This window comes from Enterobacter sp. MGH 24 (genome assembly GCF_000493015.1).
GTDB lineage: Bacteria > Pseudomonadota > Gammaproteobacteria > Enterobacterales > Enterobacteriaceae > Enterobacter.
In genome coordinates this window covers 1,639,057-1,664,758 of record NZ_KI535657.1, presented here as the reverse complement: position 1 = coordinate 1,664,758, position 25,702 = coordinate 1,639,057, and the positions used below count along the sequence as shown (strand labels likewise).

Sequence of the window (25,702 nt, the reverse complement as noted above, 5' to 3'; positions counted from 1 at the left end):
CCCGTTATTTCAGGATTTTTTCTCTTCAACCGACCGGGTTGTTTGTGAAGTGATTCACATCTGCCGTGTCGATGGAGGCGCATTATAGGGAGTTCTCCGCAGGCCGCAACCGCTAAATGACAGAAAAATGACTGACTGCTGCATTCCACAGCAAAACCCCGCCTTATACCTTTTTACACACAGACTTATCCACAATGATACGAAAAAGTGAAAATGTGCGAGCGTTGCGCAAACGTTTTCGTTAAAATGCTCGCGCTTAACAAGGATGCCCCGTCAGGTGTGTTAGATGAGTTTTTCGCAGGAAAATTCATCTAACGCTCTCTGTAATCGTGAAATCCAGGGGATTTACCATGCAACAACGTCGTCCAGTCCGCCGCGCTCTGCTCAGTGTTTCTGATAAAGCCGGTATCGTCGAATTCGCTCAGGCACTTTCCGCACGCGGTGTGGAGCTGCTTTCTACAGGCGGTACCGCTCGCCTGTTAGCAGATAAAGGTCTGCCGGTAACCGAAGTGTCCGATTACACCGGTTTCCCGGAAATGATGGATGGACGCGTCAAAACCCTGCACCCGAAAGTGCACGGCGGTATTCTTGGCCGTCGCGGTCAGGACGACGCCATTATGGAACAGCATGACATCGCGCCAATCGACATGGTGGTTGTTAACCTCTACCCGTTTGCCCAGACCGTTGCCCGCGAAGGCTGCTCTCTGGAAGATGCCGTAGAGAATATCGACATCGGCGGCCCAACCATGGTGCGCTCCGCGGCCAAGAACCATAAAGATGTGGCCATCGTCGTAAAGAGCAGCGATTACGAAACCATTATTAATGAGATGGATGCCAACGAAGGGTCACTGACGCTGGAAACGCGTTTCGACCTCGCCATCAAAGCCTTCGAGCACACCGCGGCGTACGACAGCATGATCGCCAACTACTTCGGTAGCCTGGTGCCTGCTTACCACGGTGAAAGCAAAGATCCTTCTGGCCGCTTCCCTCGCACCCTGAACCTGAACTTCATTAAGAAGCAGGATATGCGTTACGGCGAGAACAGCCACCAGCAGGCAGCCTTCTATATAGAAGAAGTAAAAGAAGCCTCTGTTGCGACCGCCCAGCAGGTTCAGGGCAAAGCGCTCTCCTATAACAACATTGCCGACACCGACGCCGCGCTGGAATGCGTGAAAGAGTTCAGCGAGCCGGCCTGCGTTATCGTCAAGCACGCGAACCCATGCGGCGTTGCCGTGAGCACCTCTATTCTGGATGCCTACGATCGCGCCTACAAAACCGACCCGACCTCCGCGTTCGGCGGCATTATCGCCTTCAACCGCGAGCTGGATGCTGAAACCGCACAGGCCATCATCTCCCGCCAGTTCGTTGAAGTGATCATCGCGCCATCCGCATCCGCAGAGGCGCTGAAAATCACTGCGGCAAAACAGAACGTGCGCGTGCTGGTTTGTGGCCAGTGGGCAGAACGCGTGCCGGGCCTGGACTTCAAGCGCGTGAACGGCGGTCTGCTGGTTCAGGACCGCGATCTGGGCATGGTGACAGAAACCGACCTGCGCGTGGTGACCAAACGTCAGCCGAGCGAACAGGAGCTGCGTGACGCGCTGTTCTGCTGGAAGGTTGCGAAGTTCGTCAAATCCAACGCCATCGTCTACGCCAAAGAAAACATGACCATCGGGATAGGTGCAGGCCAGATGAGCCGCGTCTACTCCGCGAAAATCGCGGGTATTAAAGCAGGCGATGAAGGTCTGGAAGTAAAAGGCTCAGCCATGGCTTCTGACGCCTTCTTCCCGTTCCGTGACGGTATCGACGCGGCTGCTGCAGTGGGCATCACCTGCGTGATCCAGCCTGGCGGCTCAATCCGCGACGACGAAGTGATTGCCGCCGCCGACGAACACGGCATTGCGATGATCTTCACCGACATGCGCCACTTCCGCCATTAATTCCCGGAGCTGAAAATGAAAGTATTAGTCATTGGTAACGGCGGACGCGAGCACGCTCTGGCGTGGAAAGCGGCGCAGTCTCCGCTGGTGAAAACGGTCTTCGTGGCACCGGGCAACGCCGGTACCGCCCTGGAGCCGACGCTACAGAACGTCGCTATTGGCGTAACCGATATCCCGGCGCTGCTGAGCTTTGCCCAGAGCGAGAAAATCGACCTGACCATCGTCGGCCCGGAAGCGCCGCTGGTGATTGGCGTCGTCGATGCCTTCCGAGCGGCGGGCCTGACCATCTTCGGGCCAACGCAAGGTGCCGCGCAGCTGGAAGGCTCTAAAGCCTTCACCAAAGATTTCCTCGCGCGTCATAACATCCCAACGGCGGAATATCAGAACTTCACCGAAGTAGAGCCAGCCCTGGCCTATCTGCGTGAAAAAGGCGCGCCGATTGTTATCAAGGCCGACGGTCTGGCAGCAGGTAAAGGCGTGATCGTGGCGATGACCCTCGAAGAAGCCGAAGCCGCGGTTCAGGATATGCTGGCGGGCAACGCCTTTGGCGATGCGGGCCACCGCATCGTGATCGAAGAGTTCCTCGACGGTGAAGAAGCGAGCTTTATCGTGATGGTCGACGGCGAACACGTTCTGCCGATGGCCACCAGCCAGGACCACAAGCGCGTGGGCAATGGTGATTCCGGTCCGAATACCGGCGGAATGGGCGCTTACTCCCCCGCTCCGGTAGTGACTGACGAAGTCCACCAGCGCACCATGGATCGCGTCATCTGGCCTACCGTGAAAGGGATGGCGGCAGAAGGCAACACCTACACCGGTTTCCTTTACGCAGGTCTGATGATCGACAAGCAGGGTAACCCTAAGGTCATCGAATTCAACTGCCGCTTTGGCGATCCGGAAACGCAGCCCATCATGCTGCGCATGAAATCCGATCTGGTGGATCTGTGTCTGGCAGCCTGCGAGGGCAAGCTGGACGAGAAAACCTCCGAGTGGGACGAGCGTGCCTCTTTAGGTGTAGTGATTGCTGCGGGTGGGTATCCGGGCAACTACAACACCGGGGACGAGATCCACGGTCTGCCGCTGGAAGAGATTGAGGGTGCGAAGGTGTTCCATGCAGGTACGAAGCTGGCTGAAGACGATCGCGTCCTCACCAACGGCGGACGCGTGCTGTGTGCGACCGCGCTGGGCCATACCGTGGCAGAAGCGCAGAAGCGCGCCTATGCGCTGATGGCGGATATTCACTGGAACGGCAGCTTTAGCCGTCAGGATATCGGTTATCGCGCAATTGCGCGCGAGCAGGGCGAGTAATTCCACACCCTCACCCTCTCCCTCAAGGGAGAGGGTACTTAAATCAAAAACTCTTTTCCGTCGGCTGCCAGGTGCAGAAGTCTTCGTTCGCCACCAGCAGCAGCTGAGAGCCTTCCGGCGCTTCCAGCCACGCCACACTCACCTCCACTGATGAATGACGCTGACGGCGTTGAATGTGTTCCGTCGCCCAGGATTCAAGCTCAGGCTTGACCGTCTGCCCTTCGCAGGTGGTTACCGTTCCATCGTTATGCCAGCGCCCCTGGCGCAGCACAACGCGGCCCAAACGAAGCGCATCGCTGGTCTGGCGGATTTGTTCGGCACGATAACGGTAGAGGGCGATTTGATCGCTGGAAAGCTGCTGTTTTTGACCGCTGACTTCGCGCTGCATAAAGCTCAGCTCGCCATGGTCGTCAAAACGCACTTTCACGTGTTCGGGGGTCTTGCTGTAGACGTTCAGTTCAATCAGCGACAGGTCATCTCCCTGCCAGCGATACTCCGCAGTCGACGTATTGCCGTTATGCCACGGGCTGAAGGCAGAAAGCAGATGCACTTCACCGCCGGAATCCTTGCGCCAGATCCTGACTGCCCCCTGGTTGTCCGCGTAACCGCTGGCGGTAAACGGCGGCAGGGAGGTATCGTGGCTACAGGCTGACAGCAACAGCATGCCTGCCAGCGCGAGCGTTCCACGCCAGAAAGACAAAAGGGGCGTTACCGCCCCTTCGCTAAAACTGTTCACTGCCACGCGTCTTACTTAACAGCGTCTTTCAGTGCTTTACCAGAAACAAATGCCGGCACGTTAGCTGCGGCGATTTTGATTTCTTTACCGGTCTGCGGGTTGCGGCCAGTACGCTCAGCGCGGTGGTTCACTTTGAAGGTACCGAAACCAACCAGTTGTACAGCATCGCCTTCTTTCAGAGACTCAGTAATAGCAGCCAGGGTAGATTCCAGAGCAGCTTTAGCCTGCACTTTAGACAGATCAGCCTTGTCCGCAATTACATCAATCAGTTGAGTCTTGTTCATAAGTTATCCTTTCAATGTGTTTATCGCTTGCTAAGCATCGAGTGCGACGAAAATGCCAAAAAAGCACTCTCCTGCATACACGCACCGATAGCCACTTTTTTTCGCCCCCCAAATGTAGACCAGACAAGGGGCGAAAGGGAAGAGTCGAGGAGCGACAAAACGGGCGTTATCTCAAGTTTTCTTGTCTTATTGGTTAAAAATTATACCAATATTGCTCTCGGCAGCCTCTCGTAAGTCCGCGCGCAGCCCTTTTATCAGCTCAATATCGCGTTCTTCACACTCTGCCAGCAGGCGGAAAATTTCCCACTGAATGTCCCATTCTTGCTCAACCGCCGGGTTCGCACGCAGCTCTTCGTCGGTCATCTCCCGTCCTTCCTGGGTCATTTCCAGCATCGCGACGGTCGTAATAGATGCCTTACTGACTTCAATAGCGTGCTCCAGCGTTTCACCGCTCAGACGGGAGTGAAGCAGCTCGCTTAACGCCACGCAGGCATCAATTGCCGGGTAGACACCGTACAGATCAAAATCATCCGCAACCGGAATCGCCTCTTCCAGCTTTTCCAGCTGGGAGTCGAAGTTCACCTTCGCGTCTTTCACCGTCAGCGTTTCCCAGATCAGATCCAGAATGCGGCGGTAGATATGGCCATCACCAAAGCCCGTTTCCTTACAGAACGCGGCATAGTTGGGATACATGCGCTCGCACAGGCAAGCCATAAACGTCACGTGCTGCCAGCTTTCAACTTTCTCAAGGCGCAGGTGAATCGGATTTTGTAGCATGATGATCTCTCGAATCGAAAATTAGGCGCAGTTTACCTGAATCATCGCTGAATTTCCTGCCAACGAACAAAAGCCGGACGCGAAGATGCCACGGCGTCTGCCCAGCGCGTCGGCTCCGGCAAGCGGTAGCCCTTCATGCAGCGCTGCACCCACGCCAGGGCGCTGTCCATGCTCACCCGGTGCCCGGTGGCGATAAAGAGCGGGTTACAGCGCGCCTTGCTGCGCCAGACCCACGCCAGCTGCTCGCCTTTATGGATAAGCGGCGCCAGCGCGCCCGGCTCGGCAGAAAGAGGTTCAAACGCACCGCACAGGCGTTTCTTGGCGACGCCAATGGTCGGCACATCCACCAGCAGCCCAAAGTGGCTGGCAACGCCTAAACGGCGCGGGTGTGAAATACCGTGCCCATCGACAAACAGCAGGTCAGGTTTTTGCGAGAGTTGCTCCCACGCTGCCAGCAGCGCGGGATATTCGCGGAAGGAGAGAAAGCTCGGAATGTACGGCATGGTGGTCGCGATACGCGCGACCTTGTACTCCACCAGCTCAAGCGACGGGTATTTCAGTACCACCATCGCCGCTCGCGTCACCTCTCCACCCTGCTCGAACCCGACGTCTGCTCCGCCAATGTACTGCGGAGGATCCTTATCCAGACGATCCTCGCGGATCACCGATGAGGCCAGTTCGATTTGCTGAGCGCGTAGCGACGCGAGATCCATAACCACTCCTTACTTATGATACTGGGCAGAAAGCCGGTGCACCGCCTCCACAAATACGCCAGCGTGTTCTGGCGGCACATCCTGATGGATACCGTGGCCGAGGTTAAAGACGTGGCCTTCCCCCTGGCCGAAACCAGACAGTATAGTCGACACTTCTTCTTCAATGCGGGATGGCGGCGCATAGAGCATGGACGGGTCCATATTGCCCTGCAGCGCCACTTTGTCGCCCACGCGGCGGCGGGCATCGGCAATATCGGTGGTCCAGTCGAGGCCCAGCGCGTCGCAGCCGGTTGCCGCCATCGCTTCCAGCCATTGACCGCCACCTTTGGTGAACAGCGTCACGGGCACGCGACGGCCTTCGTTTTCACGCAGCAGGCCGTCAACGATTTTGTGCATGTAGTACAGGGAGAACTGCTGATAGTCGCGCCCGGTCAGCACGCCGCCCCAGGTATCGAAAATCATCACCGACTGCGCACCGGCTTTAATCTGCGCGTTGAGATAAAGCGTGACGCTCTTCGCCAGCTTGTCGAGCAGCGCATGCAGCGCCAGCGGCTCGGCGTACATCATCTTTTTAATCATGGTGAAGGCTTTGCTGCTGCCCCCTTCCACCATATAGGTCGCCAGCGTCCACGGGCTGCCGGAGAAGCCAATCAGCGGCACTTCACCTTTCAGCTCGCGGCGAATGGTGCGCACGGCGTTCATCACGTAGCCCAGCTCGCCTTCCGGATCGGGGATCGGCAGCTTATCCACGTCGGCTTTGCTTTTGATTGGGGAGGTGAAACGCGGACCTTCACCGGTTTCGAAGTACAGGCCAAGGCCCATTGCATCCGGAATGGTCAGAATATCCGAGAAGAGGATCGCAGCATCCAGCGGGAAGCGGCGCAGCGGCTGGAGCGTCACTTCGCAGGCCAGCTCGGCGTTTTTGCACAGCGACATAAAATCGCCCGCCTGCGCGCGCGTGGCTTTGTACTCTGGCAGATAGCGTCCCGCCTGGCGCATCATCCACACCGGGGTGACATCAACGGGCTGGCGCAGCAGCGCACGCAGATAACGATCGTTCTTCAGTTCGGTCATTTTTGCAGTTCCTTAAGCGTCATGGCCCCAGTGTAACACTACTCATACTCGGCCCGACACATCGCCACGGTATCTTCTATCAGCCGACGCGCCACGGTGCCCGGCGGAGGTAACAGCGGTAAATCGTCGTAGCGATACCAGTTCGCGTCCAACAGCTCTTTCTGGTCGATAACAATCTCGCCGCTGTCGTATTCGGCCATAAATGCCGTCATCAGCGACTGCGGGAACGGCCACGGCTGGGAGGTGACGTAGCGCAGGTTCTTCACTTTGATTCCGCTCTCCTCCATCACCTCGCGCGCCACCGCCTGCTCCAGCGTTTCGCCCACTTCGACGAAGCCGGCCAGCACGGTGTGAACGCCGTTGCGATGGCGGGTATGCTGCGCCAGCAGGATGGAATCCTCCCGGCGGATAGCGACAATGATGCACGGTGCGATCTGCGGGTAATAGCGTTCGCGACAGTGGTTACAGAGCAACGCCCACTCGGTTTTGCTCGGATGCATGGTGTATCCGCAGTAGCCGCAGTATTTATGCGAGCGGTAAAACTCTGCCAGCTGCACGCCGCGCCCCGCCAGCTGGAACAGCCCGACATCCAGATCCAGCACCTGGCGAACGGATCCCATATCCTGGCGGCGAGCCTGTTGGATCAACCACACAGGATCGCCCTGCCACTCGCCAATCTTCAGCGCGCGCTGGCCTACAAGATCGAACATTTCCGCTGCACCGTAGGGCAACTCTCCGGCAGGCAGCCATAACTTTTGTTCGTGACTGACGATCCACCAACCAAGATCTGATTTTTCAATAATACGATCCATATCTATTGCACTACCTTCGCTTCACTGACATGTTGTTAGCATTGTGGTTACATTCTGGATAAGCAGATTCAATCCTACATTTTGCGGAGTCGACCATGTTAAACCAGCTGGAAAGCCTGACTGAGCGCGTTAGAGGAAGTAACAAACTGGTGGATCGCTGGCTACATGTGCGCAAGCATCTACTCGTGGCTTATTACAATCTGGTCGGTATTAAGCCTGGCAAAGAATCGTTTATGCGACTGAATGAAAAAGCGCTGGATGATTTTTGTCAGGGCCTGGTCGACTATCTGTCCGACGGCCATTTCAATATTTATGAACGCATTATCCGCGAAATGGAAGGGACAACACCGTATTTAGCGGCCAGCAAACTCTATCCGCTGCTGGAAGCCAACACCCAGCAGATCATGGATTACTATGATTCCGCGCTCGAGAACGCCATCGATCACGATAACTATCTTGAGTTTCAGCGTGCGCTATCCGACCTCGGTGAGGCGCTGGAAGAGCGATTCACGCTGGAAGATAAGCTGATCGCTCTCGTACTGGACAATGATTTGAACATCAGTAACGAAGAGAACGTCGCGCGCCCTGCTTGAGTTCTTCATCGTTAACGAGTAATTTACAACCATTCGCCCCTCTCACGAGGGGGATTTTTCTTGTCGGAGTGCCCAGCGCCTGAAAGCGCGGGCTGAGACCGTTAATTCGGGATCCGCGGAACCTGATCAGGCTAATACCTGCGAAGGGAACAAGAGTCAAACAGCTGTTGTATCGCCCAGGGGCGATCCTCTCTTGCTTCATCCGTCGTCTGACAAGCCATGTCCTTCACTTTTGGAATGAGCTATGTCTACTGCAAAACTGACCCGCCGCGAACAGCGCGCACAGGCCCAACACTTCATCGATACCCTGGAAGGTACCGCTTTCCCGAACTCGAAACGCATCTACATTTCCGGCTCGCAGGCCGATATCCGCGTCCCGATGCGCGAAATTCAGCTCAGCCCGACGCTTATCGGCGGCAGCAAAGAGGATCCGCAGTTTGAAGACAACGAAGCCGTGCCGGTGTATGACACCTCCGGCCCGTACGGCGACCCATCTGTTACGATCAACGTCCAGCAGGGTCTGGCTAAGCTGCGCCAGCCGTGGATTGATGCGCGCAACGACTGCGAAGAACTGAGCGTGCGCAGCTCTGCGTACACCAAAGAGCGCCTGGCCGACGACGGCCTGGACGCGCTGCGCTTTACCGGCCTGCTGACGCCAAAACGCGCTAAAGCGGGCAAATGCGTGACCCAGCTGCACTACGCGCGCCAGGGCGTCGTCACGCCGGAGATGGAGTTCATCGCCATCCGCGAAAACATGGGCCGCGAGCGCATCCGCAGCGAAGTGCTGCGCTACCAGCATCCGGGTGAAGGCTTTGGCGCACGCCTGCCGGAGAACATCACGCCGGAGTTTGTGCGTGACGAAGTGGCCGCAGGCCGCGCGATCATCCCCGCCAACATTAACCACCCGGAATCCGAGCCGATGATTATCGGCCGCAACTTCCTGGTGAAGGTCAACGCGAACATCGGTAACTCGGCCGTCACCTCCTCCATCGAAGAAGAGGTGGAAAAGCTGGTCTGGTCAACGCGCTGGGGCGCGGACACGGTAATGGACCTCTCCACCGGCCGCTATATCCATGAAACCCGCGAATGGATCCTGCGTAACAGCCCGGTACCGATTGGCACCGTCCCGATTTATCAGGCGCTGGAGAAGGTCAACGGCATTGCCGAAGACCTCACCTGGGAAGCGTTCCGCGACACGCTGCTGGAGCAGGCTGAACAGGGCGTGGACTACTTCACCATTCACGCGGGCGTGCTGCTGCGCTACGTGCCGATGACGGCGAAGCGTCTGACCGGCATCGTCTCGCGCGGCGGTTCCATCATGGCGAAGTGGTGCCTCTCCCATCATCAGGAAAACTTCCTCTACGAGCACTTCCGCGAGATCTGCGAAATCTGCGCCGCGTACGATGTTTCTCTGTCACTGGGCGACGGCCTGCGTCCGGGCTCTATTCGCGACGCCAACGACGAAGCGCAGTTTGCCGAGCTGCACACGCTGGGCGAGCTGACCAAAATCGCCTGGGAGTATGACGTGCAGGTGATGATTGAAGGCCCGGGACACGTGCCGATGCAGATGATCCGCCGCAACATGACCGAAGAGCTGGAGCACTGCCACGAAGCGCCGTTCTACACGCTGGGGCCACTGACAACCGACATCGCACCGGGCTATGACCACTTCACGTCAGGCATTGGGGCGGCGATGATCGGCTGGTTCGGCTGCGCCATGCTCTGCTACGTGACGCCGAAAGAGCACCTCGGCCTGCCTAACAAAGAGGACGTGAAGAAGGGGCTGATTACCTACAAGATTGCCGCCCACGCCGCGGATCTGGCCAAAGGTCACCCGGGCGCGCAAATCCGCGATAACGCCATGTCAAAGGCGCGCTTCGAATTCCGCTGGGAAGATCAGTTCAACCTGGCGCTGGACCCGTTCACCGCGCGCGCCTATCACGACGAGACCCTGCCGCAGGAATCGGGCAAAGTCGCGCACTTCTGCTCGATGTGCGGGCCAAAATTCTGCTCGATGAAAATCAGCCAGGAGGTGCGCGACTACGCCGCCGCGCAAACCATTGAAGTGGGTATGGCGGACATGTCTGAAACCTTCCGCGCCAGAGGCGGCGAAATCTACCTCAAAAAAGAGGAGGCGTAATGTACCAGCCCGATTTCCCGCCCGTCCCCTTTCGGTTAGGGCTCTATCCGGTGGTGGACAGCGTAGAGTGGATAGCGCGCCTGCTGGAAGCCGGCGTCCGCACTCTCCAGCTGCGCATCAAGGATAAACGCGATGACGAGGTGGAAACCGATGTGGTTACCGCCATTGCGCTGGGGCGCCAGTATAACGCCCGTCTGTTTATCAACGACTACTGGCGGCTGGCCGTTAAGCACGAGGCTTACGGCGTGCATCTGGGCCAGGAGGACCTGGAAACAACGGATCTGAGCGCTATCCGCGAAGCCGGGCTGCGTCTTGGCGTTTCAACACACGATGACATGGAGATCGACGTGGCGCTGGCGGCCCGTCCCTCTTACATCGCGCTGGGTCACGTCTTCCCGACGCAAACCAAGCAGATGCCCTCCGCACCGCAGGGCCTGGCGCAGCTGGCGAGTCACGTCAAACGCCTTGCCGAATACCCTACCGTCGCCATCGGCGGAATCAGCCTTGAACGCGCCCCGGCGGTGCTGGAGACCGGCGTCGGCAGTATCGCCGTCGTCAGCGCCATCACCCAGGCCGCAGACTGGCGGTTCGCCACCGAACAGCTGTTACAGCTGGCAGGAGCGGGTGATGAATGACCGCGATTTTATGCGCTATAGCCGTCAGATCCTGCTGGAAGATATCGCCATCGACGGACAGCAAAAACTGCTCGCCAGCCGGGTGCTGATTGTCGGTCTGGGCGGGTTAGGCGCGCCCGCCGCGCTTTATCTGGCAGGTGCAGGTATCGGTACGCTGGTGCTGGCCGACGACGACGAGGTACACCTCAGCAACCTGCAGCGACAAATCCTCTTCACCACCGAAGATATCAACCAGCCGAAAGCGCAAGTCACCCGGCAGCGCCTGAACCAGCTCAACCCGGATATCGAGCTGATTGCCCTGCAGGATCGGCTCAGCGGTGAAAGCCTGCGCCGCGAGGTCGCCCTTGCCGACGTGGTGCTGGACTGCACGGACAACATGGCGACGCGCCAGGCGATTAACGCCGCCTGCGTGGCAAATAATACGCCGCTTATCACCGCCAGCGCGGTGGGGTTCGGCGGGCAGATGATGGTCCTGACCCCGCCGTGGTCGCAGGGCTGCTATCGCTGCCTGTGGCCGGATGATGCAGAGCCAGCGCGCAACTGCCGTACGGCGGGCATTCTTGGTCCGGTGGTCGGCGTAATGGGCACAATGCAGGCGCTGGAAGCCATCAAGCTGCTCAGCGGCATGGAGACGGAACGCAATACGCTGCGGCTGTTCGATGCCCGCTCCAGCGGCTGGCGCCACCTGGCGTTACACCGCGCCAGCCGCTGCCCGGTATGCGGAGGCCGCGATGCGCATTCTGTTTAACGATGAGCCGATGAGATGCGACGACGGGCTCACCGTTGCGGTACTGCTCGACAAGCTGCGTCAGCTCAAGCCGGGAACGGCGCTGGCGCTCAATCAACAGATCCTGCCGCGCGAGCAGTGGGAACATCAGCAGGTCAATGACGGCGACCAGATCCTGCTGTTTCAGGTTATCGCAGGGGGCTGAGATGTTACGTATTGCCGATAAAGTCTTTGATTCACATCTGTTTACCGGAACCGGAAAGTTCGCCTCGCCGCAGCTGATGGTGGATGCCATTCGCGAAAGCGGCAGCCAGCTGGTGACGCTGGCGCTCAAGCGCGTGGATCTGCGTCATCACAGCGATGCCATACTCGCTCCTTTACTGGAGGCTGGCGTCACGCTGCTGCCCAACACCTCCGGTGCCAAAACGGCCGAAGAGGCGATTTTCGCCGCGCAGCTGGCCCGCGAGGCGCTCGGCACCCGCTGGCTGAAGCTGGAAATTCATCCTGACGCCCGCTGGCTGCTGCCTGACCCCATCGAAACGCTGAAAGCGGCTGAAAAGCTGGTGCAGCAAGGGTTTACCGTCCTGCCTTACTGCGGCGCCGACCCGGTCCTGTGCAAACGGCTGGAAGAGGTCGGCTGCGCCGCCGTCATGCCGCTGGGCGCCCCCATTGGCTCCAACCAGGGGCTGGAAACCCGCGCGATGCTGGAAATCATTATTGAGCAGGCTACCGTACCGGTGGTGGTTGATGCGGGCATTGGCGTGCCCAGCCATGCCGCGCAGGCGCTGGAGATGGGCGCCGACGCGGTACTGGTCAACACGGCCATCGCGGTTGCCGACGATCCGGTCATGATGGCGCGTGCGTTCCGCATGGCCGTAGAGGCTGGCCTGCTGGCAAGGGAGTCCGGCCCCGGCTCGCGCAGTTTCCAGGCGCAGGCCACCAGCCCGCTGACCGGTTTTCTGGAGGCGATCTCATGAGCACGTTTACCGATCGCTGGCGGCAGCTGAGCTGGGACGACATTTCCCTGCGCATCAACAGCAAAACGGCGGCTGACGTGGAGCGCGCGCTGCATGCCCGCCATCTGACCCGCGAGGATCTGATGGCCCTGCTCTCCCCGGCGGCCAGCGCGTACCTCGAACCGATGGCCCAGCGAGCGCAGCGGCTCACCCGCCAGCGTTTTGGCAACACGGTGAGCTTCTACGTGCCGCTCTATCTCTCAAACCTGTGCGCCAACGACTGCACCTACTGCGGTTTTTCCATGAGCAACCGCATCAGGCGTAAAACGCTCGATGAAGGTGAGATTGCCCGTGAGTGTGCGGCCATTCGTGAAATGGGCTTTGAACATCTTCTGCTGGTCACGGGTGAACATCAGGGCAAAGTGGGAATGGACTATTTCCGTCAGCACCTTCCGGCTATTCGCCGTGAATTTGCATCGTTGCAGATGGAAGTGCAGCCCCTGTCGCAGGAGGAGTACGCGGAGCTTAAAACCCTCGGCCTTGACGGCGTTATGGTCTACCAGGAAACCTATCACGAGGCGACGTACGCCCGGCACCACCTGAAGGGCAAGAAACAGGATTTCTTTTTCCGGCTGGAAACGCCGGACAGGCTGGGTCGCGCGGGGATCGACAAAATCGGTCTGGGCGCGCTGATCGGGCTCTCTGACAGCTGGCGGGTGGATTGTTACATGGTGGCGGAACATCTGCTCTGGCTCCAGCAGCACTACTGGCAGAGCCGTTACTCCATCTCCTTCCCGCGCCTGAGACCCTGCGCGGGCGGGATTGAACCGGCTTCGCTGATGGATGAACGCCAGCTGGTGCAGACCATCTGTGCGTTTCGCCTGCTCGCCCCGGAAGTGGAATTATCGCTCTCAACGCGTGAATCCCCGGCGTTTCGCGATCGCGTTATCCCGCTGGCGATTAACAACGTCAGCGCATTTTCCAAAACGCAGCCCGGCGGCTACGCCGACGATCGTCCGGAGCTGGAGCAGTTTGCACCGCATGACGGACGACGTCCGGAAGCCGTTGCCGCCGCCCTGACGGCACAAGGTCTGCAGCCTGTCTGGAAGGACTGGGACAGCTGGCTGGGAAGAGCCTCGCAGTGACGTTGAAACGCACTGCAACACGTTAAAAAATTGTCGAGGCGCGACGAAAAGACAAAACCGGATGGTTGTCAGCGATCGTCCGGTTTTTTATTGTCACACGGTCAGCAACGGATGCTGACCAGGGCGAAAAGCTTCTTCCTCGTTTCGCCCTGCCTCAGGTGCATTGCACAAACGGCCCTGCCAGTTTAATAAGTATTTTCTTAATGGTTCTTAAGATAAATCATCCCGTCAGAAATCGTGTGCCGTATAATTCACCGCTAACCGCAGGACAGCGACTATGCTGAGAGGATATCGGCAGACGAAAAGTATTCACCATCAGGAACGATGTACAGCTCATGGCACTTCACAGCAAAAAGCTCTCTTTTACCCGGCCCATTATGCTCAGCTTCGCGGGGATCCTCTGCAGTTTTGCGGTGATCGCGATCGCGGTGACGCTTTCGCAACGGAAGGATTTTCTTGAGGATTACCATAAGATCAATAGCAACTTCACGCACAACCTGGCGGTGAACTACACCGAATCCATCCTGCGTGAAAACGACTATATCCTGGGCCGTTCCGCGATGTATTTTGCGCGCGACGACAGGCTAAACGAGACGCTCAACGTCAACCCGACGCAGGGGCTACAGATGATGATGCATTTGCAGAACCTGATGCCGACCGTCTCCTCCATCTCGCTGGCGGACACGCAGGGGCATTATCTTCGCGCACCGGAAGTGCTCCCCACGGAGAAGAGTAAAACCTTCGATCCCCGGGCGCGGCCCTGGTTTGTCGCGCAGGCCGAAGCCAGTATCTTCAGCCACTATACCCGCCCCTACATGGACTACTTCACCGGCCATCCGACGGTAACACTCTATAAGCCATTGATTTCACCGGAAGGCCGACTGAAGGGAACGATCGCGTTCCACCTCGATTTGACGTCAATGGGCTACACCCTGCGTCAGATGGTGGCGCCCGTTCAGGGGGAATTCTTCGTCGTCGAACGTGACGGCGCCGTTGTGCTTCACCCGGATACAGGCGCGCTCTTCAAACAGTACGTGAGCGAAGCGCTGATGGACAAAATGACCAGCGGCGAAGGCCACCTTTATGACAAGAAAAGCAACGCCTGGTACTACTACTACTCATTTACCAATCCGGACTGGTTTGTCATTTACCGGGTCTCTGGCGAGACGCTCACCGATATCACCCGCCACGAAACGACGATTGTTGGCTGGGGGTTTGCGCTGGCGGCCATCATCATCATCCTCTTCGGCTTATATCTCCGCCATGCCTCGCGTACCGTGCTGATGCACATTATCAATGCCATCAAAACCGGCGACGTCAGCGAGGCGCCGCGACTGGAAGCGATGCTGAGCCACACTATCCAGTCCAATAAAGAGCGTGAGATGGCCTATGTGCGCCAGGCTACTCACGATGCGCTGACGGGCTGCAAAAACCGCCGCGCATTCGATAGCGATATTGCGGAGCTGCTGAATGCCCATCAGCCTTTCGCGCTGGCGCTGGTGGACATTGATAACTTCAAGTCGATTAACGACACGCTGGGCCACCTGACCGGTGATATCGTTCTGCGCAACGTGGCCCGCGAAGGGATCCAGATCATGCAGCCACATCACGTCTCGCTTTACCGGTACGGTGGAGAAGAGTTTGCGGTAATTTTCCAGGCTGAGCAGATGACGTCTGCGCTCTCATTACTCGAAGCGTGGCGTATCGCTGTTGAAAAACGCGTCTGGCGAGAAGAAAACCTGCGGGTGACGTTCAGCGGCGGTCTTGGGGAGTGGCATTTTGAACCGCTGGATCAATTTGTCGGAAGCGTTGATAACGCCCTCTACAGCGCCAAACAGCAGGGCAAAAACCGCATTAACCGAACGTCCATCAGCTAATCCTCCCTCTTTCACCCCTGCCCGTTTCGACGGGCCGGGTACCCGACAATGCAAAATTGTAACCGGTTTCAGAAAATCACCGGTTTCTTTGTGATGCCTGACACACAATCGCGGTAAACCGGTTGTTGAAGCGGTCTGCACGGGATAATTATCAATAAACACATGTAGATCGAGGCTGATTATGAAGAACATCGTTTTATGCTGTGCAGCGGGAATGTCAACCAGCATGCTGGTTCAACGTATGAAAGACGCCGCGCAGAAAAAAGGGGTTGAAGTCACCATTAAAGCCGTTCCGGTTGCGGAGTTTAAAGACAACATCGCGACGGCCGACATCGTATTGCTGGGGCCACAGGTTAAATACGAGCAGGCTAAACTCCAGGCGCAGGCCGAGCCGCTGGGTAAAAAGGTCGCGGTGATCGACATGATGGATTACGGCATGATGAAAGGCGATGCCGTACTGGAAAAAGCGCTCAAACTTCTGGAGTCATAATGGAAGACTTAGAAACTACGATTATGGAACTGCTGGTCAACGCAGGCGCGGCGCGCAGTGCGGCCCTGACGGCGTTACAGATGGCGCGTAAAGGTGAGTTTGACGAAGCGGAAAAAGCGATGGAAGAGTCGCGCGAATATGTGAAGCATGCGCACACGATCCAGACGCAGCTTATCGGCCTTGACGAAGGGACCGGGAAGCTTCCGGTTAACCTGATCACCGTCCACTCTCAGGATCACCTGATGAACGCGATGGTCATTCAAGACCTCGCGGGTGACATGATTGAGCTTTATCGACGGATCCCCCTGGTAAACTGATAACCTACAGATGTAAAAAAACCCGCCGAGGCGGGTTTTTTATTGTCGGGTGGCGCTACGCTTGCCCGACCTACGAGGCACATGCCCGGTAATTTTACCTACCGGGCATCAACGATTACTCGTTGTCGGAACCGCCCAGACCTGCGTTCAGCAGTTCTGCCAGGCTCGCGGATGCATCTTCAGCAGTCACCTGCGGTGCAGCTGGCAGTTCGCCCGCAGCACGACGACGCATACGATCCTGATGGTATGCATAACCGGTACCCGCCGGGATCAGACGACCCACGATAACGTTCTCTTTCAGACCGCGCAGTTCATCACGCTTACCAGCAACAGCGGCTTCGGTCAGGACACGAGTCGTTTCCTGGAACGATGCTGCAGAGATGAAGGACTCGGTTGCCAGAGACGCTTTGGTGATACCCAGCAGATCGCGCGAGAAGGTCGCACCGATTTTGCCGTTCGCTTCAAGTTCGCGGTTAGCAATCTTGACGCGTGAGTATTCAACCTGCTCGCCTTCCAGGAACTCGGAGCTGCCTGCGTTTTCGATGGTTGCTTTACGCAGCATCTGACGAACGATAACTTCGATGTGCTTATCGTTAATCTTAACGCCCTGCAGACGGTAAACGTCCTGTACTTCGTTGGTGATGTAACGCGTTACCGCGTGTACGCCACGAAGACGCAGAATGTCGTGCGGAGCTTCTGGACCATCGGAAACCACGTCACCACGTTCTACACGTTCACCTTCGAACACGTTGAGCTGACGCCACTTAGGAATCATCTCTTCGTACGGCTCGCTGCCATCTACTGGGGTGATAACCAGACGGCGTTTACCTTTGGTCTCTTTACCGAAGGAAATGATACCGCTGATTTCAGCCAGGATTGCAGGCTCTTTCGGACGACGTGCTTCGAACAGATCCGCAACGCGCGGCAGACCACCGGTGATGTCCTTGGTACCGCTGGATTCCTGTGGAATACGCGCCAGAGCATCACCCGCACCGATCTGAATGCCATCTTCCAGCTGAACGATCGCTTTACCCGGCAGGAAGTACTGCGCAGGCATGTCGGTACCAGGGATCAGAACGTCGTTACCCTGAGCATCAACGATTTTCAGTGCAGGACGCAGATCTTTACCACCGGTAGTACGTTCAGCAGAATCCAGAACCACCAGAGAAGACAGACCGGTCAGCTCGTCGGTCTGACGAGTAATGGTCTGGCCGTCGATCATGTCAGTGAAGCGGATGAAACCACTTACTTCGGTGATAACCGGCATGGTGTGTGGATCCCAGTTTGCAACGGTTTCACCGCCGGCAACCTGCTCGCCATCACCTTTCGCCATAACCGCACCGTAAGGCACTTTATAGCTCTCTTTGGTACGACCGAATTCGTCGATCAGCTTCAGCTCGGTGTTACGAGAGGTCACAACCAGCTTGCCTGCGGAGTTAACAACAGACTTCGCGTTGCTGAGCTTGATGCTACCTTTGTTTTTCACCTGGATGCTGGATTCAGCAGCCGCACGAGATGCCGCACCACCGATGTGGAACGTACGCATCGTCAGCTGTGTACCCGGCTCACCGATGGACTGTGCCGCGATAACGCCGATTGCTTCACCTTTGTTGATGATGTGGCCACGCGCCAGGTCACGACCATAGCAGTGCGCACATACACCAAAGTCGGTGTCACAGGATACAACGGAACGTACTTTCACGGAGTCAACAGAGTTCGCTTCCAGCAGGTCACACCAGTGCTCGTGCAGCAGCGTGTTGCGTGGAACCAGAATATCTGCAGTACCCGGCTTCAGAATGTCTTCCGCGGTCACACGACCCAGAACGCGATCGCGCAGTGGCTCTTTAACATCACCACCCTCGATAACCGGGGTCATGGTGATACCTTCGAGGGTGCCACAATCGTCTTCGGTCACAACCAGATCCTGCGCAACGTCAACCAGACGACGCGTCAGATAACCGGAGTTCGCTGTTTTCAGTGCGGTATCCGCCAGACCTTTACGAGCACCGTGCGTGGAGATGAAGTACTGGAGTACGTTCAGACCTTCACGGAAGTTCGCGGTGATTGGCGTTTCGATGATGGAGCCATCTGGCTTCGCCATCAGACCACGCATACCTGCCAGCTGACGAATCTGCGCTGCGGAACCACGCGCACCGGAGTCGGCCATCATGTAGATGCTGTTGAAGGAAACCTGCTGCTCTTCTACGCCGTCACGGTTAATGACGGTTTCGGTCTGCAGGTTATCCATCATCGCTTTGGATACACGATCGTTCGCCGCTGCCCAAATATCGATAACTTTGTTATAGCGTTCGCCCGCGGTTACCAGACCAGACTGGAACTGCTCCTGGATCTCAGCAACTTCGGCTTCCGCTTCAGAGATGATCTCGTGTTTCTTCTCTGGGATGACCATGTCATCGATACCAACAGATGCACCTGAACGCGCTGCATAAGCAAAGCCGGTATACATTGTCTGGTCAGCGAAGATAACGGTCGGCTTCAGACCCAGAATGCGGTAACAGGTGTTCAGCATTTTGGAGATCGCTTTCTTGCCCAGCGCCTGGTTGACGATGGAGAAAGGCAGACCTTTCGGTACGATCATCCACAGAATGGCACGGCCAACGGTCGTGTCTTTCAGGCTGGTTTTCGCAACGAATTCGCCGTTTTCATCTTTTTCGTATTCGGTGATACGCACTTTAACGCGCGCATGCAGAGAGGCCAGGCCAGCGCGATAAATACGCTCAGCTTCTTTCGGGCCAGTCAGCACCATGCCTTCGCCTTTGGCGTTAACACAGTCACGGGTCATGTAGTACAGACCCAATACAACGTCCTGAGAAGGAACGATGATAGGCTCACCGTTCGCTGGGGACAGGATGTTGTTGGTAGACATCATCAGCGCACGCGCTTCGAGCTGGGCTTCCAGCGTCAGCGGTACGTGAACAGCCATCTGGTCACCATCGAAGTCGGCGTTATAGGCCGCACAAACCAGCGGGTGCAGCTGGATAGCTTTACCTTCGATCAGGACTGGCTCAAATGCCTGGATACCCAAACGGTGCAGGGTTGGTGCACGGTTCAGCAGTACCGGGTGTTCGCGGATAACTTCGTCCAGGATATCCCAAACGACAGCTTCTTCACGCTCAACCATTTTCTTAGCGGCTTTGATGGTGGTGGCCAGGCCACGCAGTTCCAGCTTGCCGTAGATGAACGGTTTGAACAGCTCCAGAGCCATTTTCTTCGGCAGACCGCACTGATGCAGACGCAGGTATGGACCTACGGTGATTACAGAACGACCGGAGTAGTCAACACGCTTACCGAGCAGGTTCTGACGGAAACGACCCTGTTTACCTTTGATCATGTCGGCCAAAGATTTCAGAGGACGTTTGTTAGAACCGGTGATCGCACGACCGCGACGACCGTTATCCAGCAGGGCATCTACCGCTTCCTGCAGCATACGTTTTTCGTTGCGTACGATGATGTCCGGCGCAGCCAGATCCAGCAGACGTTTCAGACGGTTGTTACGGTTGATAACGCGACGATACAGATCGTTCAGATCGGACGTTGCGAAACGACCACCATCCAGCGGAACCAGTGGACGCAGATCTGGCGGCAGAACCGGCAGAACGGTCAGGATCATCCACTCTGGTTTGTTACCAGACTGAACGAACGCTTCCAGCAGTTTGATACGCTTGGTCAGCTTTTTACGTTTGGTTTCGGAGTTGGTTTCGTTCAGCTCTTCACGCAGCTGCTCGCACTCTTGCTCCAGATCCATGCTCTTCAGCAGGGCCTGAATAGCTTCCGCACCCATCTTCGCGTCGAATTCGTCACCGAACTCTTCCAGCGCATCCAGATACTGCTCTTCAGTCAGGATCTGATGACGTTCCAGGTTCGTCATCCCGCCTTCGATAACCACATAAGATTCGAAGTACAGAACGCGTTCGATATCGCGCAGCGGCATATCCAGCAGCAGACCGATACGGGACGGCAGAGATTTCAGGAACCAGATGTGAGCGGTTGGAGACGCCAGCTCAATGTGGCCCATGCGCTCACGACGCACTTTGGTCTGGGTCACTTCAACGCCGCACTTCTCACAGATCACACCACGGTGTTTCAGGCGCTTGTACTTACCGCACAGGCACTCGTAATCTTTTACTGGCCCGAAAATACGCGCACAGAAAAGGCCGTCACGCTCAGGTTTGAACGTACGGTAGTTGATGGTTTCCGGCTTTTTAACTTCACCGAAAGACCATGAACGGATCATGTCTGGCGAAGCCAGAGCAATTTTGATCGCATCAAACTCTTCGGTTTTAGTCTGCGCTTTCAGAAACTTTAATAAATCTTTCACGGATTTGCTCCCGTCGGAGTTAGCACAATCTGGTGCCGGGGGTTAACCCGGCACCAGTGACCTGTTTGAGCGAGAATTACTCGTCTTCCAGTTCGATGTTGATACCCAGCGAACGAATCTCTTTCAACAGTACGTTGAAGGATTCTGGCATGCCCGGTTCCATCTGATGGTTGCCGTCCACGATGTTCTTATACATCTTGGTACGACCGTTCACGTCATCAGACTTAACGGTGAGCATTTCCTGCAGGGTGTATGCCGCGCCGTATGCTTCCAGCGCCCACACTTCCATCTCCCCGAAGCGCTGACCACCGAACTGTGCCTTACCACCCAGCGGCTGCTGAGTAACCAGGCTGTAAGAACCGGTAGAACGAGCGTGCATCTTGTCGTCGACCAGGTGGTTCAGTTTCAGCATGTACATGTAACCGACGGTTACCGGACGCTCGAACTGTTCACCGGTACGGCCGTCAAACAGCGTAATCTGACCAGACGTTGGCAGACCACCCAGTTGCAGCAACTCTTTAATTTCAGCTTCTTTCGCACCGTCGAAGACCGGCGTTGCGATTGGCATACCTTTTTTCAGGTTCTCAGCCAGGCGCAGCACTTCTTCATCGCTGAAGGTATTCAGGTCGACTTTCTGGCGCACATCGGTACCCAGATCGTAGGCACGCTGGATGAATTCGCGCAGTTTCGCGACTTCTTCCTGCTGCTTCAGCATGGCGTTAATCTTGTCGCCGATACCTTTCGCAGCCATACCCAGGTGGGTTTCCAGGATCTGACCGATGTTCATACGAGACGGTACGCCCAGTGGGTTCAGTACGATATCTACCGGCGTACCGTTAGCATCGTGCGGCATATCTTCGATCGGGTTGATCTTAGAGATAACACCCTTGTTACCGTGACGACCTGCCATCTTATCACCAGGCTGGATCTGACGTTTAACGGCCAGATACACCTTAACAATCTTCAGCACGCCTGGTGCCAGATCGTCGCCCTGAGTGATTTTGCGGCGTTTCGCTTCGAGTTTTTTCTCGAACTCGTGTTTCAGTTCGTCATACTGCTCAGCCAGCTGTTCCAGCTGATTTTGTTTCTCTTCGTCGGTCAGGCCCAGTTCCAGCCAGCGATCGCGTGGCAGTTTGTCGAGCTTCTCAGCTTCAACGCCACCGGCAACCAGCACCGCATAGATACGGCTGAACAGACCCGCTTCGAGGATCTGCAGTTCTTCAGACAGGTCTTTCTTAGCCTGTTTGAGCTGCATCTCTTCGATTTCCAGCGCACGCTTATCTTTCTCAACGCCGTCACGGGTGAAGACCTGAACGTCGATAACCGTACCGGAAACACCGTTTGGTACGCGCAGAGAAGAGTCTTTAACGTCAGACGCTTTCTCACCGAAGATTGCACGCAGCAGTTTCTCTTCTGGCGTCAGCTGGGTTTCACCTTTAGGCGTAACCTTACCAACCAGTATGTCGCCGCCGGTCACTTCCGCACCGATGTAAACAATACCGGATTCATCCAGTTTGGAGAGCGCAGCTTCACCCACGTTAGGGATGTCAGCGGTGATCTCTTCTGGCCCCAGCTTGGTGTCACGGGACACACATGCCAGTTCCTGAATGTGGATGGTGGTGAAACGATCTTCCTGAACCACACGCTCGGAGACGAGGATGGAGTCTTCGAAGTTGTAACCGTTCCACGGCATGAACGCTACGCGCATGTTCTGACCGAGCGCCAGTTCACCGAGGTCGGTGGACGGACCGTCTGCCAGCACGTCGCCGCGCTCAACTGGCTCACCCAGAGATACGCAAGGCATCTGGTTGATACAGGTGTTCTGGTTAGAACGGGTGTATTTGGTCAGGTTATAAATGTCGATACCTGCTTCGCCCGGATACATCTCGTCTTCGTTAACTTTGATAACGATACGGGATGCATCGACGTACTGAACAGTACCGCCACGTTTGGCAACTGCAGTAACACCGGAGTCAACGGCAACAGCACGTTCCATACCGGTACCAACCAGCGGCTTGTCAGCGCGCAGAGTTGGAACGGCCTGACGTTGCATGTTCGCACCCATCAATGCACGGTTGGCGTCATCGTGTTCCAGGAACGGGATCAGGGACGCACCGACGGATACCACCTGCTGGGTGGAAACGTCCATGTAGTCAACCTGGTCGCGGCTGAACAAGCTGGATTCGCCTTTGCTACGGCAGGTAACCAGATCTTCTACAAAGTGGCCTTCGTCATCCAGGTTGGAGTTCGCCTGAGCGATAACGTAGTTGCCTTCTTCGATAGCAGACAGGTAGTGAATTTCGTCGGTTACAACACCGTCAGTCACTTTACGGTACGGGGTCTCAAGGAAGCCGTATTCGTTAGTCTGTGCGTACACGGACAGGGAGTTGATCAGACCGATGTTTGGACCTTCAGGCGTTTCGATTGGACATACGCGACCGTAGTGCGTCGGGTGTACGTCTCGAACTTCAAAGCCTGCGCGTTCACGGGTCAGACCGCCTGGGCCGAGTGCAGAGATACGACGTTTGTGCGTAATCTCAGACAGCGGGTTGTTCTGGTCCATGAACTGAGACAGCTGGCTTGAACCGAAGAACTCTTTCACTGCTGCAGAAATCGGCTTGGCGTTGATCATATCCTGAGGCATCAGGGTATCCAGATCGCCCAGAGACAGACGCTCTTTCACCGCACGCTCTACACGCACCAGGCCAACGCGGAATTGGTTTTCCGCCATTTCGCCTACGGAACGGATACGACGGTTGCCGAGGTGGTCGATATCGTCCACTTCGCCTTTACCGTTACGGATATCAATGAGCTTCTTCATCACTTCGATGATGTCGTCTTTGCTCAGGATACCGGAACCTTCGATTTCGTCGCGCAGCAGAGAACGGTTGAACTTCATACGACCAACCGCGGACAGATCGTAGCGGTCTTCGGAGAAGAACAGGTTCTCGAACAGGCTTTCCGCCGCTTCGCGAGTTGGTGGCTCACCAGGACGCATCATGCGGTAGATTTCTACCAGCGCGCTCAGACGATCGGTGGTTGGGTCGACGCGAATAGTCTCAGAGATATAGGCACCGTGGTCCAGATCGTTGGTGAACAGCGTTTCGATACGTTTGTGGCCAGACTGACTCAGCTTAGCCAGCAGATCCAGGCTCAGCTCCATGTTCGCTGGGCAGATCAGCTCACCCGTTGATTCATCAACGTAATCTTTCGCGGCTACTTTTCCTGCAATGTACTCAACCGGAACTTCGATGAGTTTGATATCATCTTTTTCCAGCTGGCGGATGTGGCGCGCAGTGATACGGCGACCTTTTTCCACATACACTTTGCCGTCGGCTTCGATGTCGAACGACGCGGTCTCACCACGCAGACGTTCCGGCACCAGCTCCATCTGCAGCTTGTTGTCGCGGATTTCAAAGATCACTTTCTCAAAGAACAGGTCCAGGATCTGTTCAGTGGTGTATTGCAGCGCACGCAGAATGATGGTTGCAGGCAGCTTACGACGACGGTCGATACGGACAAACAGGTTGTCTTTCGGATCGAACTCGAAGTCCAGCCATGAACCACGGTAAGGAATGATGCGTGCGTTATACAGTACTTTACCGGAAGAGTGTGTTTTACCTTTATCGCTGTCGAAGAAGACGCCCGGGCTACGATGCAGCTGGGAAACGATAACACGCTCAGTACCGTTGATAACGAAAGTACCGTTGTCCGTCATGAGTGGAATTTCACCCATGTAGACTTCTTGTTCTTTAATGTCTTTTACGGTGCCTTCCGGCGCTTCGCGCTCGTAGATCACCAGACGCAGTTTTACGCGCAGCGGTGCGGAATAGGTCACGCCACGGATCTGACATTCCTGAACGTCAAACACCGGTTCGCCAAGGCGGTAGCTGACGTACTGCAGCTCGGAGTTACCGCTGTAGCTCTGAATCGGGAACACGGAGCGGAAGGCTGCTTCCAGACCGTACTGCCCTTCAGGATCTTGCTCGATAAACTTCTGGAACGAGTCAAGCTGGATAGAAAGGAGATATGGAATGTCCAGAACTTGTGGACGTTTACCAAAATCCTTACGAATACGTTTTTTCTCGGTATAGGAGTAAACCATAGGGTTCCTCAGCTCGCTGACAAGTCGACCCATCTGTCCGACGAAGGGACAGTTTGTGCAACACCATTTTGTGGACCGGAAAATTGAATACTTTCCGCAATACCTGTTGCTATCACGCTTAAATCATTTCGTCGCGATTTACACAGAGCGAGCACCCTGTCGCAATATATTAAGTCGTCGATAGAAACATGCATTGTCAGGACAATCAGCAGTCAAACAGTGTGAAATGCTACTGATGCCTTACAGCGCAAAAAGGCTGGTGACTAAAAAGTCACCAGCCATCAGCCTAATGACTTAGGCTGCAACCAGAAAAGTTGGCTTATTTAACTTCAACTTCAGCGCCAGCTTCTTCCAGAGATTTTTTCAGTGCTTCTGCGTCGTCTTTGCTCACGCCTTCTTTCAGCGCAGCTGGAGCAGATTCTACCAGGTCTTTAGCTTCTTTCAGACCCAGGCCAGTTGCGCCACGTACTGCTTTGATAACAGCAACTTTGTTAGCGCCAGCAGCTTTCAGAATTACGTCGAATTCAGTTTTTTCTTCAGCAGCTTCAGCCGGGCCCGCAGCTACAGCTACAGCAGCAGCAGCAGAAACACCGAATTTTTCTTCCATTGCAGAAATCAGTTCTACAACGTCCATTACGGACATAGCTGCAACTGCTTCAATGATTTGATCTTTAGTGATAGACATTTAAATTGTTCCTGAAAATCAGAATAAGTTTATACGTAAGCGAATGCTTTAT

At 56.1% G+C, this 25,702-nt stretch carries 21 protein-coding genes and 1 riboswitch; of the genes, 12 read left to right on the top strand and 9 right to left on the bottom strand.

Annotated elements, in window-relative coordinates; all coding sequences use genetic code 11:
- Positions 1 to 350 precede the first annotated feature (350 nt).
- Both purH and purD read left to right on the top strand, forming a co-directional pair.
- Entirely contained in the window at positions 351 to 1,937 is a 1,587-nt protein-coding gene (gene purH, locus L370_RS13955; protein WP_023334114.1) for a bifunctional phosphoribosylaminoimidazolecarboxamide formyltransferase/IMP cyclohydrolase, read from the top strand.
- Between the two features lie 15 nt (positions 1,938 to 1,952).
- Positions 1,953 to 3,245: a phosphoribosylamine--glycine ligase gene (gene purD, locus L370_RS13960; protein WP_023334113.1), complete on the top strand. Its 1,293-nt coding sequence runs from the start codon at positions 1,953 to 1,955 to the stop codon at positions 3,243 to 3,245.
- Positions 3,246 to 3,288: 43 nt separating this feature from the next.
- On the opposite strand, the gene L370_RS13965 is transcribed toward purD, so the two are convergent.
- The 6 genes from L370_RS13965 to nudC form a co-directional block, all read right to left on the bottom strand.
- Positions 3,289 to 3,981: a DUF1481 domain-containing protein gene (locus L370_RS13965; RefSeq protein WP_023334112.1), complete on the bottom strand. Its 693-nt coding sequence runs from the start codon at positions 3,979 to 3,981 to the stop codon at positions 3,289 to 3,291.
- 11 nt (positions 3,982 to 3,992) lie between these two features.
- Positions 3,993 to 4,265, bottom strand: coding sequence for a nucleoid-associated protein HU-alpha (gene hupA / locus L370_RS13970; RefSeq protein WP_002445246.1), 273 nt, complete (start codon positions 4,263 to 4,265; stop codon positions 3,993 to 3,995).
- A gap of 186 nt (positions 4,266 to 4,451) precedes the next feature.
- Positions 4,452 to 5,042: a YjaG family protein gene (locus L370_RS13975; protein ID WP_023334111.1), complete on the bottom strand. Its 591-nt coding sequence runs from the start codon at positions 5,040 to 5,042 to the stop codon at positions 4,452 to 4,454.
- Positions 5,043 to 5,083: 41 nt separating this feature from the next.
- Entirely contained in the window at positions 5,084 to 5,755 is a 672-nt protein-coding gene (gene nfi / locus L370_RS13980; RefSeq protein ID WP_023334110.1) for a deoxyribonuclease V, read from the bottom strand.
- A 9-nt stretch (positions 5,756 to 5,764) separates the two neighbouring features.
- Positions 5,765 to 6,829, bottom strand: a complete 1,065-nt coding sequence (gene hemE / locus L370_RS13985; protein ID WP_023334109.1) for a uroporphyrinogen decarboxylase — start codon at positions 6,827 to 6,829, stop codon at positions 5,765 to 5,767.
- Between the two features lie 38 nt (positions 6,830 to 6,867).
- Positions 6,868 to 7,641 carry an NAD(+) diphosphatase gene (gene nudC / locus L370_RS13990; protein ID WP_023334108.1) on the bottom strand — a complete coding sequence of 258 codons (774 nt, stop codon included), beginning with the start codon at positions 7,639 to 7,641 and terminating at the stop codon, positions 6,868 to 6,870.
- Between the two features lie 95 nt (positions 7,642 to 7,736).
- On the opposite strand from nudC, the gene L370_RS13995 reads away from it, so the two are divergent.
- The 10 genes from L370_RS13995 to L370_RS14040 all read left to right on the top strand — a co-directional run bounded on the left by L370_RS13995 (position 7,737) and on the right by L370_RS14040 (position 16,521).
- Complete coding sequence (locus L370_RS13995) at positions 7,737 to 8,234, top strand: Rsd/AlgQ family anti-sigma factor (protein ID WP_023334107.1); 498 nt, start codon at positions 7,737 to 7,739, stop codon at positions 8,232 to 8,234.
- Positions 8,235 to 8,288: 54 nt separating this feature from the next.
- A riboswitch (TPP riboswitch) is annotated at positions 8,289 to 8,400 on the top strand.
- A 78-nt stretch (positions 8,401 to 8,478) separates the two neighbouring features.
- Positions 8,479 to 10,374 carry a phosphomethylpyrimidine synthase ThiC gene (thiC, locus tag L370_RS14000; protein WP_023334106.1) on the top strand — a complete coding sequence of 632 codons (1,896 nt, stop codon included), beginning with the start codon at positions 8,479 to 8,481 and terminating at the stop codon, positions 10,372 to 10,374.
- Positions 10,374 to 11,009 (top strand): thiamine phosphate synthase, encoded by a 636-nt coding sequence (gene thiE, locus L370_RS14005; protein ID WP_023334105.1) that lies wholly within the window; start codon positions 10,374 to 10,376, stop codon positions 11,007 to 11,009. Before thiC ends, thiE begins: the two co-directional genes overlap by 1 nt.
- Positions 11,002 to 11,757 (top strand): thiazole biosynthesis adenylyltransferase ThiF, encoded by a 756-nt coding sequence (gene thiF / locus L370_RS14010; RefSeq protein WP_023334104.1) that lies wholly within the window; start codon positions 11,002 to 11,004, stop codon positions 11,755 to 11,757. Before thiE ends, thiF begins: the two co-directional genes overlap by 8 nt.
- Positions 11,741 to 11,941 (top strand): sulfur carrier protein ThiS, encoded by a 201-nt coding sequence (gene thiS / locus L370_RS14015; RefSeq protein WP_023309972.1) that lies wholly within the window; start codon positions 11,741 to 11,743, stop codon positions 11,939 to 11,941. Before thiF ends, thiS begins: the two co-directional genes overlap by 17 nt.
- Before the next feature lies 1 nt (position 11,942).
- Positions 11,943 to 12,713, top strand: a complete 771-nt coding sequence (gene thiG, locus L370_RS14020) for a thiazole synthase (RefSeq protein WP_023334103.1) — start codon at positions 11,943 to 11,945, stop codon at positions 12,711 to 12,713.
- A complete protein-coding gene (thiH, locus tag L370_RS14025) occupies positions 12,710 to 13,837 on the top strand; it encodes a 2-iminoacetate synthase ThiH (protein ID WP_023334102.1) in 1,128 nt (375 codons plus the stop codon). The genes thiG and thiH overlap by 4 nt, the downstream gene beginning before the upstream one ends.
- 335 nt (positions 13,838 to 14,172) lie before the next feature.
- The gene (locus tag L370_RS14030) at positions 14,173 to 15,714 is read left to right on the top strand and encodes a sensor domain-containing diguanylate cyclase (RefSeq protein ID WP_023334101.1); all 1,542 of its coding nucleotides are present in this window, start codon (positions 14,173 to 14,175) and stop codon (positions 15,712 to 15,714) included.
- Positions 15,715 to 15,895: 181 nt separating this feature from the next.
- Positions 15,896 to 16,204, top strand: a complete 309-nt coding sequence (locus tag L370_RS14035) for a PTS sugar transporter subunit IIB (RefSeq protein WP_023334100.1) — start codon at positions 15,896 to 15,898, stop codon at positions 16,202 to 16,204.
- Positions 16,204 to 16,521, top strand: coding sequence for a PTS lactose/cellobiose transporter subunit IIA (locus L370_RS14040; protein ID WP_008503455.1), 318 nt, complete (start codon positions 16,204 to 16,206; stop codon positions 16,519 to 16,521). Before L370_RS14035 ends, L370_RS14040 begins: the two co-directional genes overlap by 1 nt.
- Positions 16,522 to 16,636: 115 nt before the next feature.
- Here L370_RS14040 and rpoC read toward each other — a convergent pair whose 3' ends face one another.
- The 3 genes from rpoC to rplL all read right to left on the bottom strand — a co-directional run bounded on the left by rpoC (position 16,637) and on the right by rplL (position 25,650).
- Positions 16,637 to 20,860, bottom strand: a complete 4,224-nt coding sequence (gene rpoC / locus L370_RS14045) for a DNA-directed RNA polymerase subunit beta' (protein ID WP_023309968.1) — start codon at positions 20,858 to 20,860, stop codon at positions 16,637 to 16,639.
- 76 nt (positions 20,861 to 20,936) lie between these two features.
- Positions 20,937 to 24,965, bottom strand: coding sequence for a DNA-directed RNA polymerase subunit beta (gene rpoB / locus L370_RS14050; protein WP_023334099.1), 4,029 nt, complete (start codon positions 24,963 to 24,965; stop codon positions 20,937 to 20,939).
- Between the two features lie 319 nt (positions 24,966 to 25,284).
- On the bottom strand, positions 25,285 to 25,650 hold the full coding sequence (gene rplL / locus L370_RS14055) for a 50S ribosomal protein L7/L12 (protein ID WP_006176746.1): 366 nt from the start codon (positions 25,648 to 25,650) through the stop codon (positions 25,285 to 25,287).
- Positions 25,651 to 25,702: the final 52 nt, after the last annotated feature.

Coding starts and splice junctions, on each gene's coding strand:
- purH (WP_023334114.1), top strand. CDS start 351: ATGCAACAACGTCGTCCAGTCCGCCGCGCTCTGCTCAGTGTTTCTGAT.
- purD (WP_023334113.1), top strand. CDS start 1,953: ATGAAAGTATTAGTCATTGGTAACGGCGGACGCGAGCACGCTCTGGCG.
- hupA (WP_002445246.1), bottom strand. CDS start 4,265: ATGAACAAGACTCAACTGATTGATGTAATTGCGGACAAGGCTGATCTG.
- L370_RS13975 (WP_023334111.1), bottom strand. CDS start 5,042: ATGCTACAAAATCCGATTCACCTGCGCCTTGAGAAAGTTGAAAGCTGG.
- nfi (WP_023334110.1), bottom strand. CDS start 5,755: ATGGATCTCGCGTCGCTACGCGCTCAGCAAATCGAACTGGCCTCATCG.
- hemE (WP_023334109.1), bottom strand. CDS start 6,829: ATGACCGAACTGAAGAACGATCGTTATCTGCGTGCGCTGCTGCGCCAG.
- nudC (WP_023334108.1), bottom strand. CDS start 7,641: ATGGATCGTATTATTGAAAAATCAGATCTTGGTTGGTGGATCGTCAGT.
- L370_RS13995 (WP_023334107.1), top strand. CDS start 7,737: ATGTTAAACCAGCTGGAAAGCCTGACTGAGCGCGTTAGAGGAAGTAAC.
- thiC (WP_023334106.1), top strand. CDS start 8,479: ATGTCTACTGCAAAACTGACCCGCCGCGAACAGCGCGCACAGGCCCAA.
- thiE (WP_023334105.1), top strand. CDS start 10,374: ATGTACCAGCCCGATTTCCCGCCCGTCCCCTTTCGGTTAGGGCTCTAT.
- thiF (WP_023334104.1), top strand. CDS start 11,002: ATGAATGACCGCGATTTTATGCGCTATAGCCGTCAGATCCTGCTGGAA.
- thiS (WP_023309972.1), top strand. CDS start 11,741: ATGCGCATTCTGTTTAACGATGAGCCGATGAGATGCGACGACGGGCTC.
- thiG (WP_023334103.1), top strand. CDS start 11,943: ATGTTACGTATTGCCGATAAAGTCTTTGATTCACATCTGTTTACCGGA.
- thiH (WP_023334102.1), top strand. CDS start 12,710: ATGAGCACGTTTACCGATCGCTGGCGGCAGCTGAGCTGGGACGACATT.
- L370_RS14030 (WP_023334101.1), top strand. CDS start 14,173: ATGGCACTTCACAGCAAAAAGCTCTCTTTTACCCGGCCCATTATGCTC.
- L370_RS14035 (WP_023334100.1), top strand. CDS start 15,896: ATGAAGAACATCGTTTTATGCTGTGCAGCGGGAATGTCAACCAGCATG.
- L370_RS14040 (WP_008503455.1), top strand. CDS start 16,204: ATGGAAGACTTAGAAACTACGATTATGGAACTGCTGGTCAACGCAGGC.
- rpoB (WP_023334099.1), bottom strand. CDS start 24,965: ATGGTTTACTCCTATACCGAGAAAAAACGTATTCGTAAGGATTTTGGT.
- rplL (WP_006176746.1), bottom strand. CDS start 25,650: ATGTCTATCACTAAAGATCAAATCATTGAAGCAGTTGCAGCTATGTCC.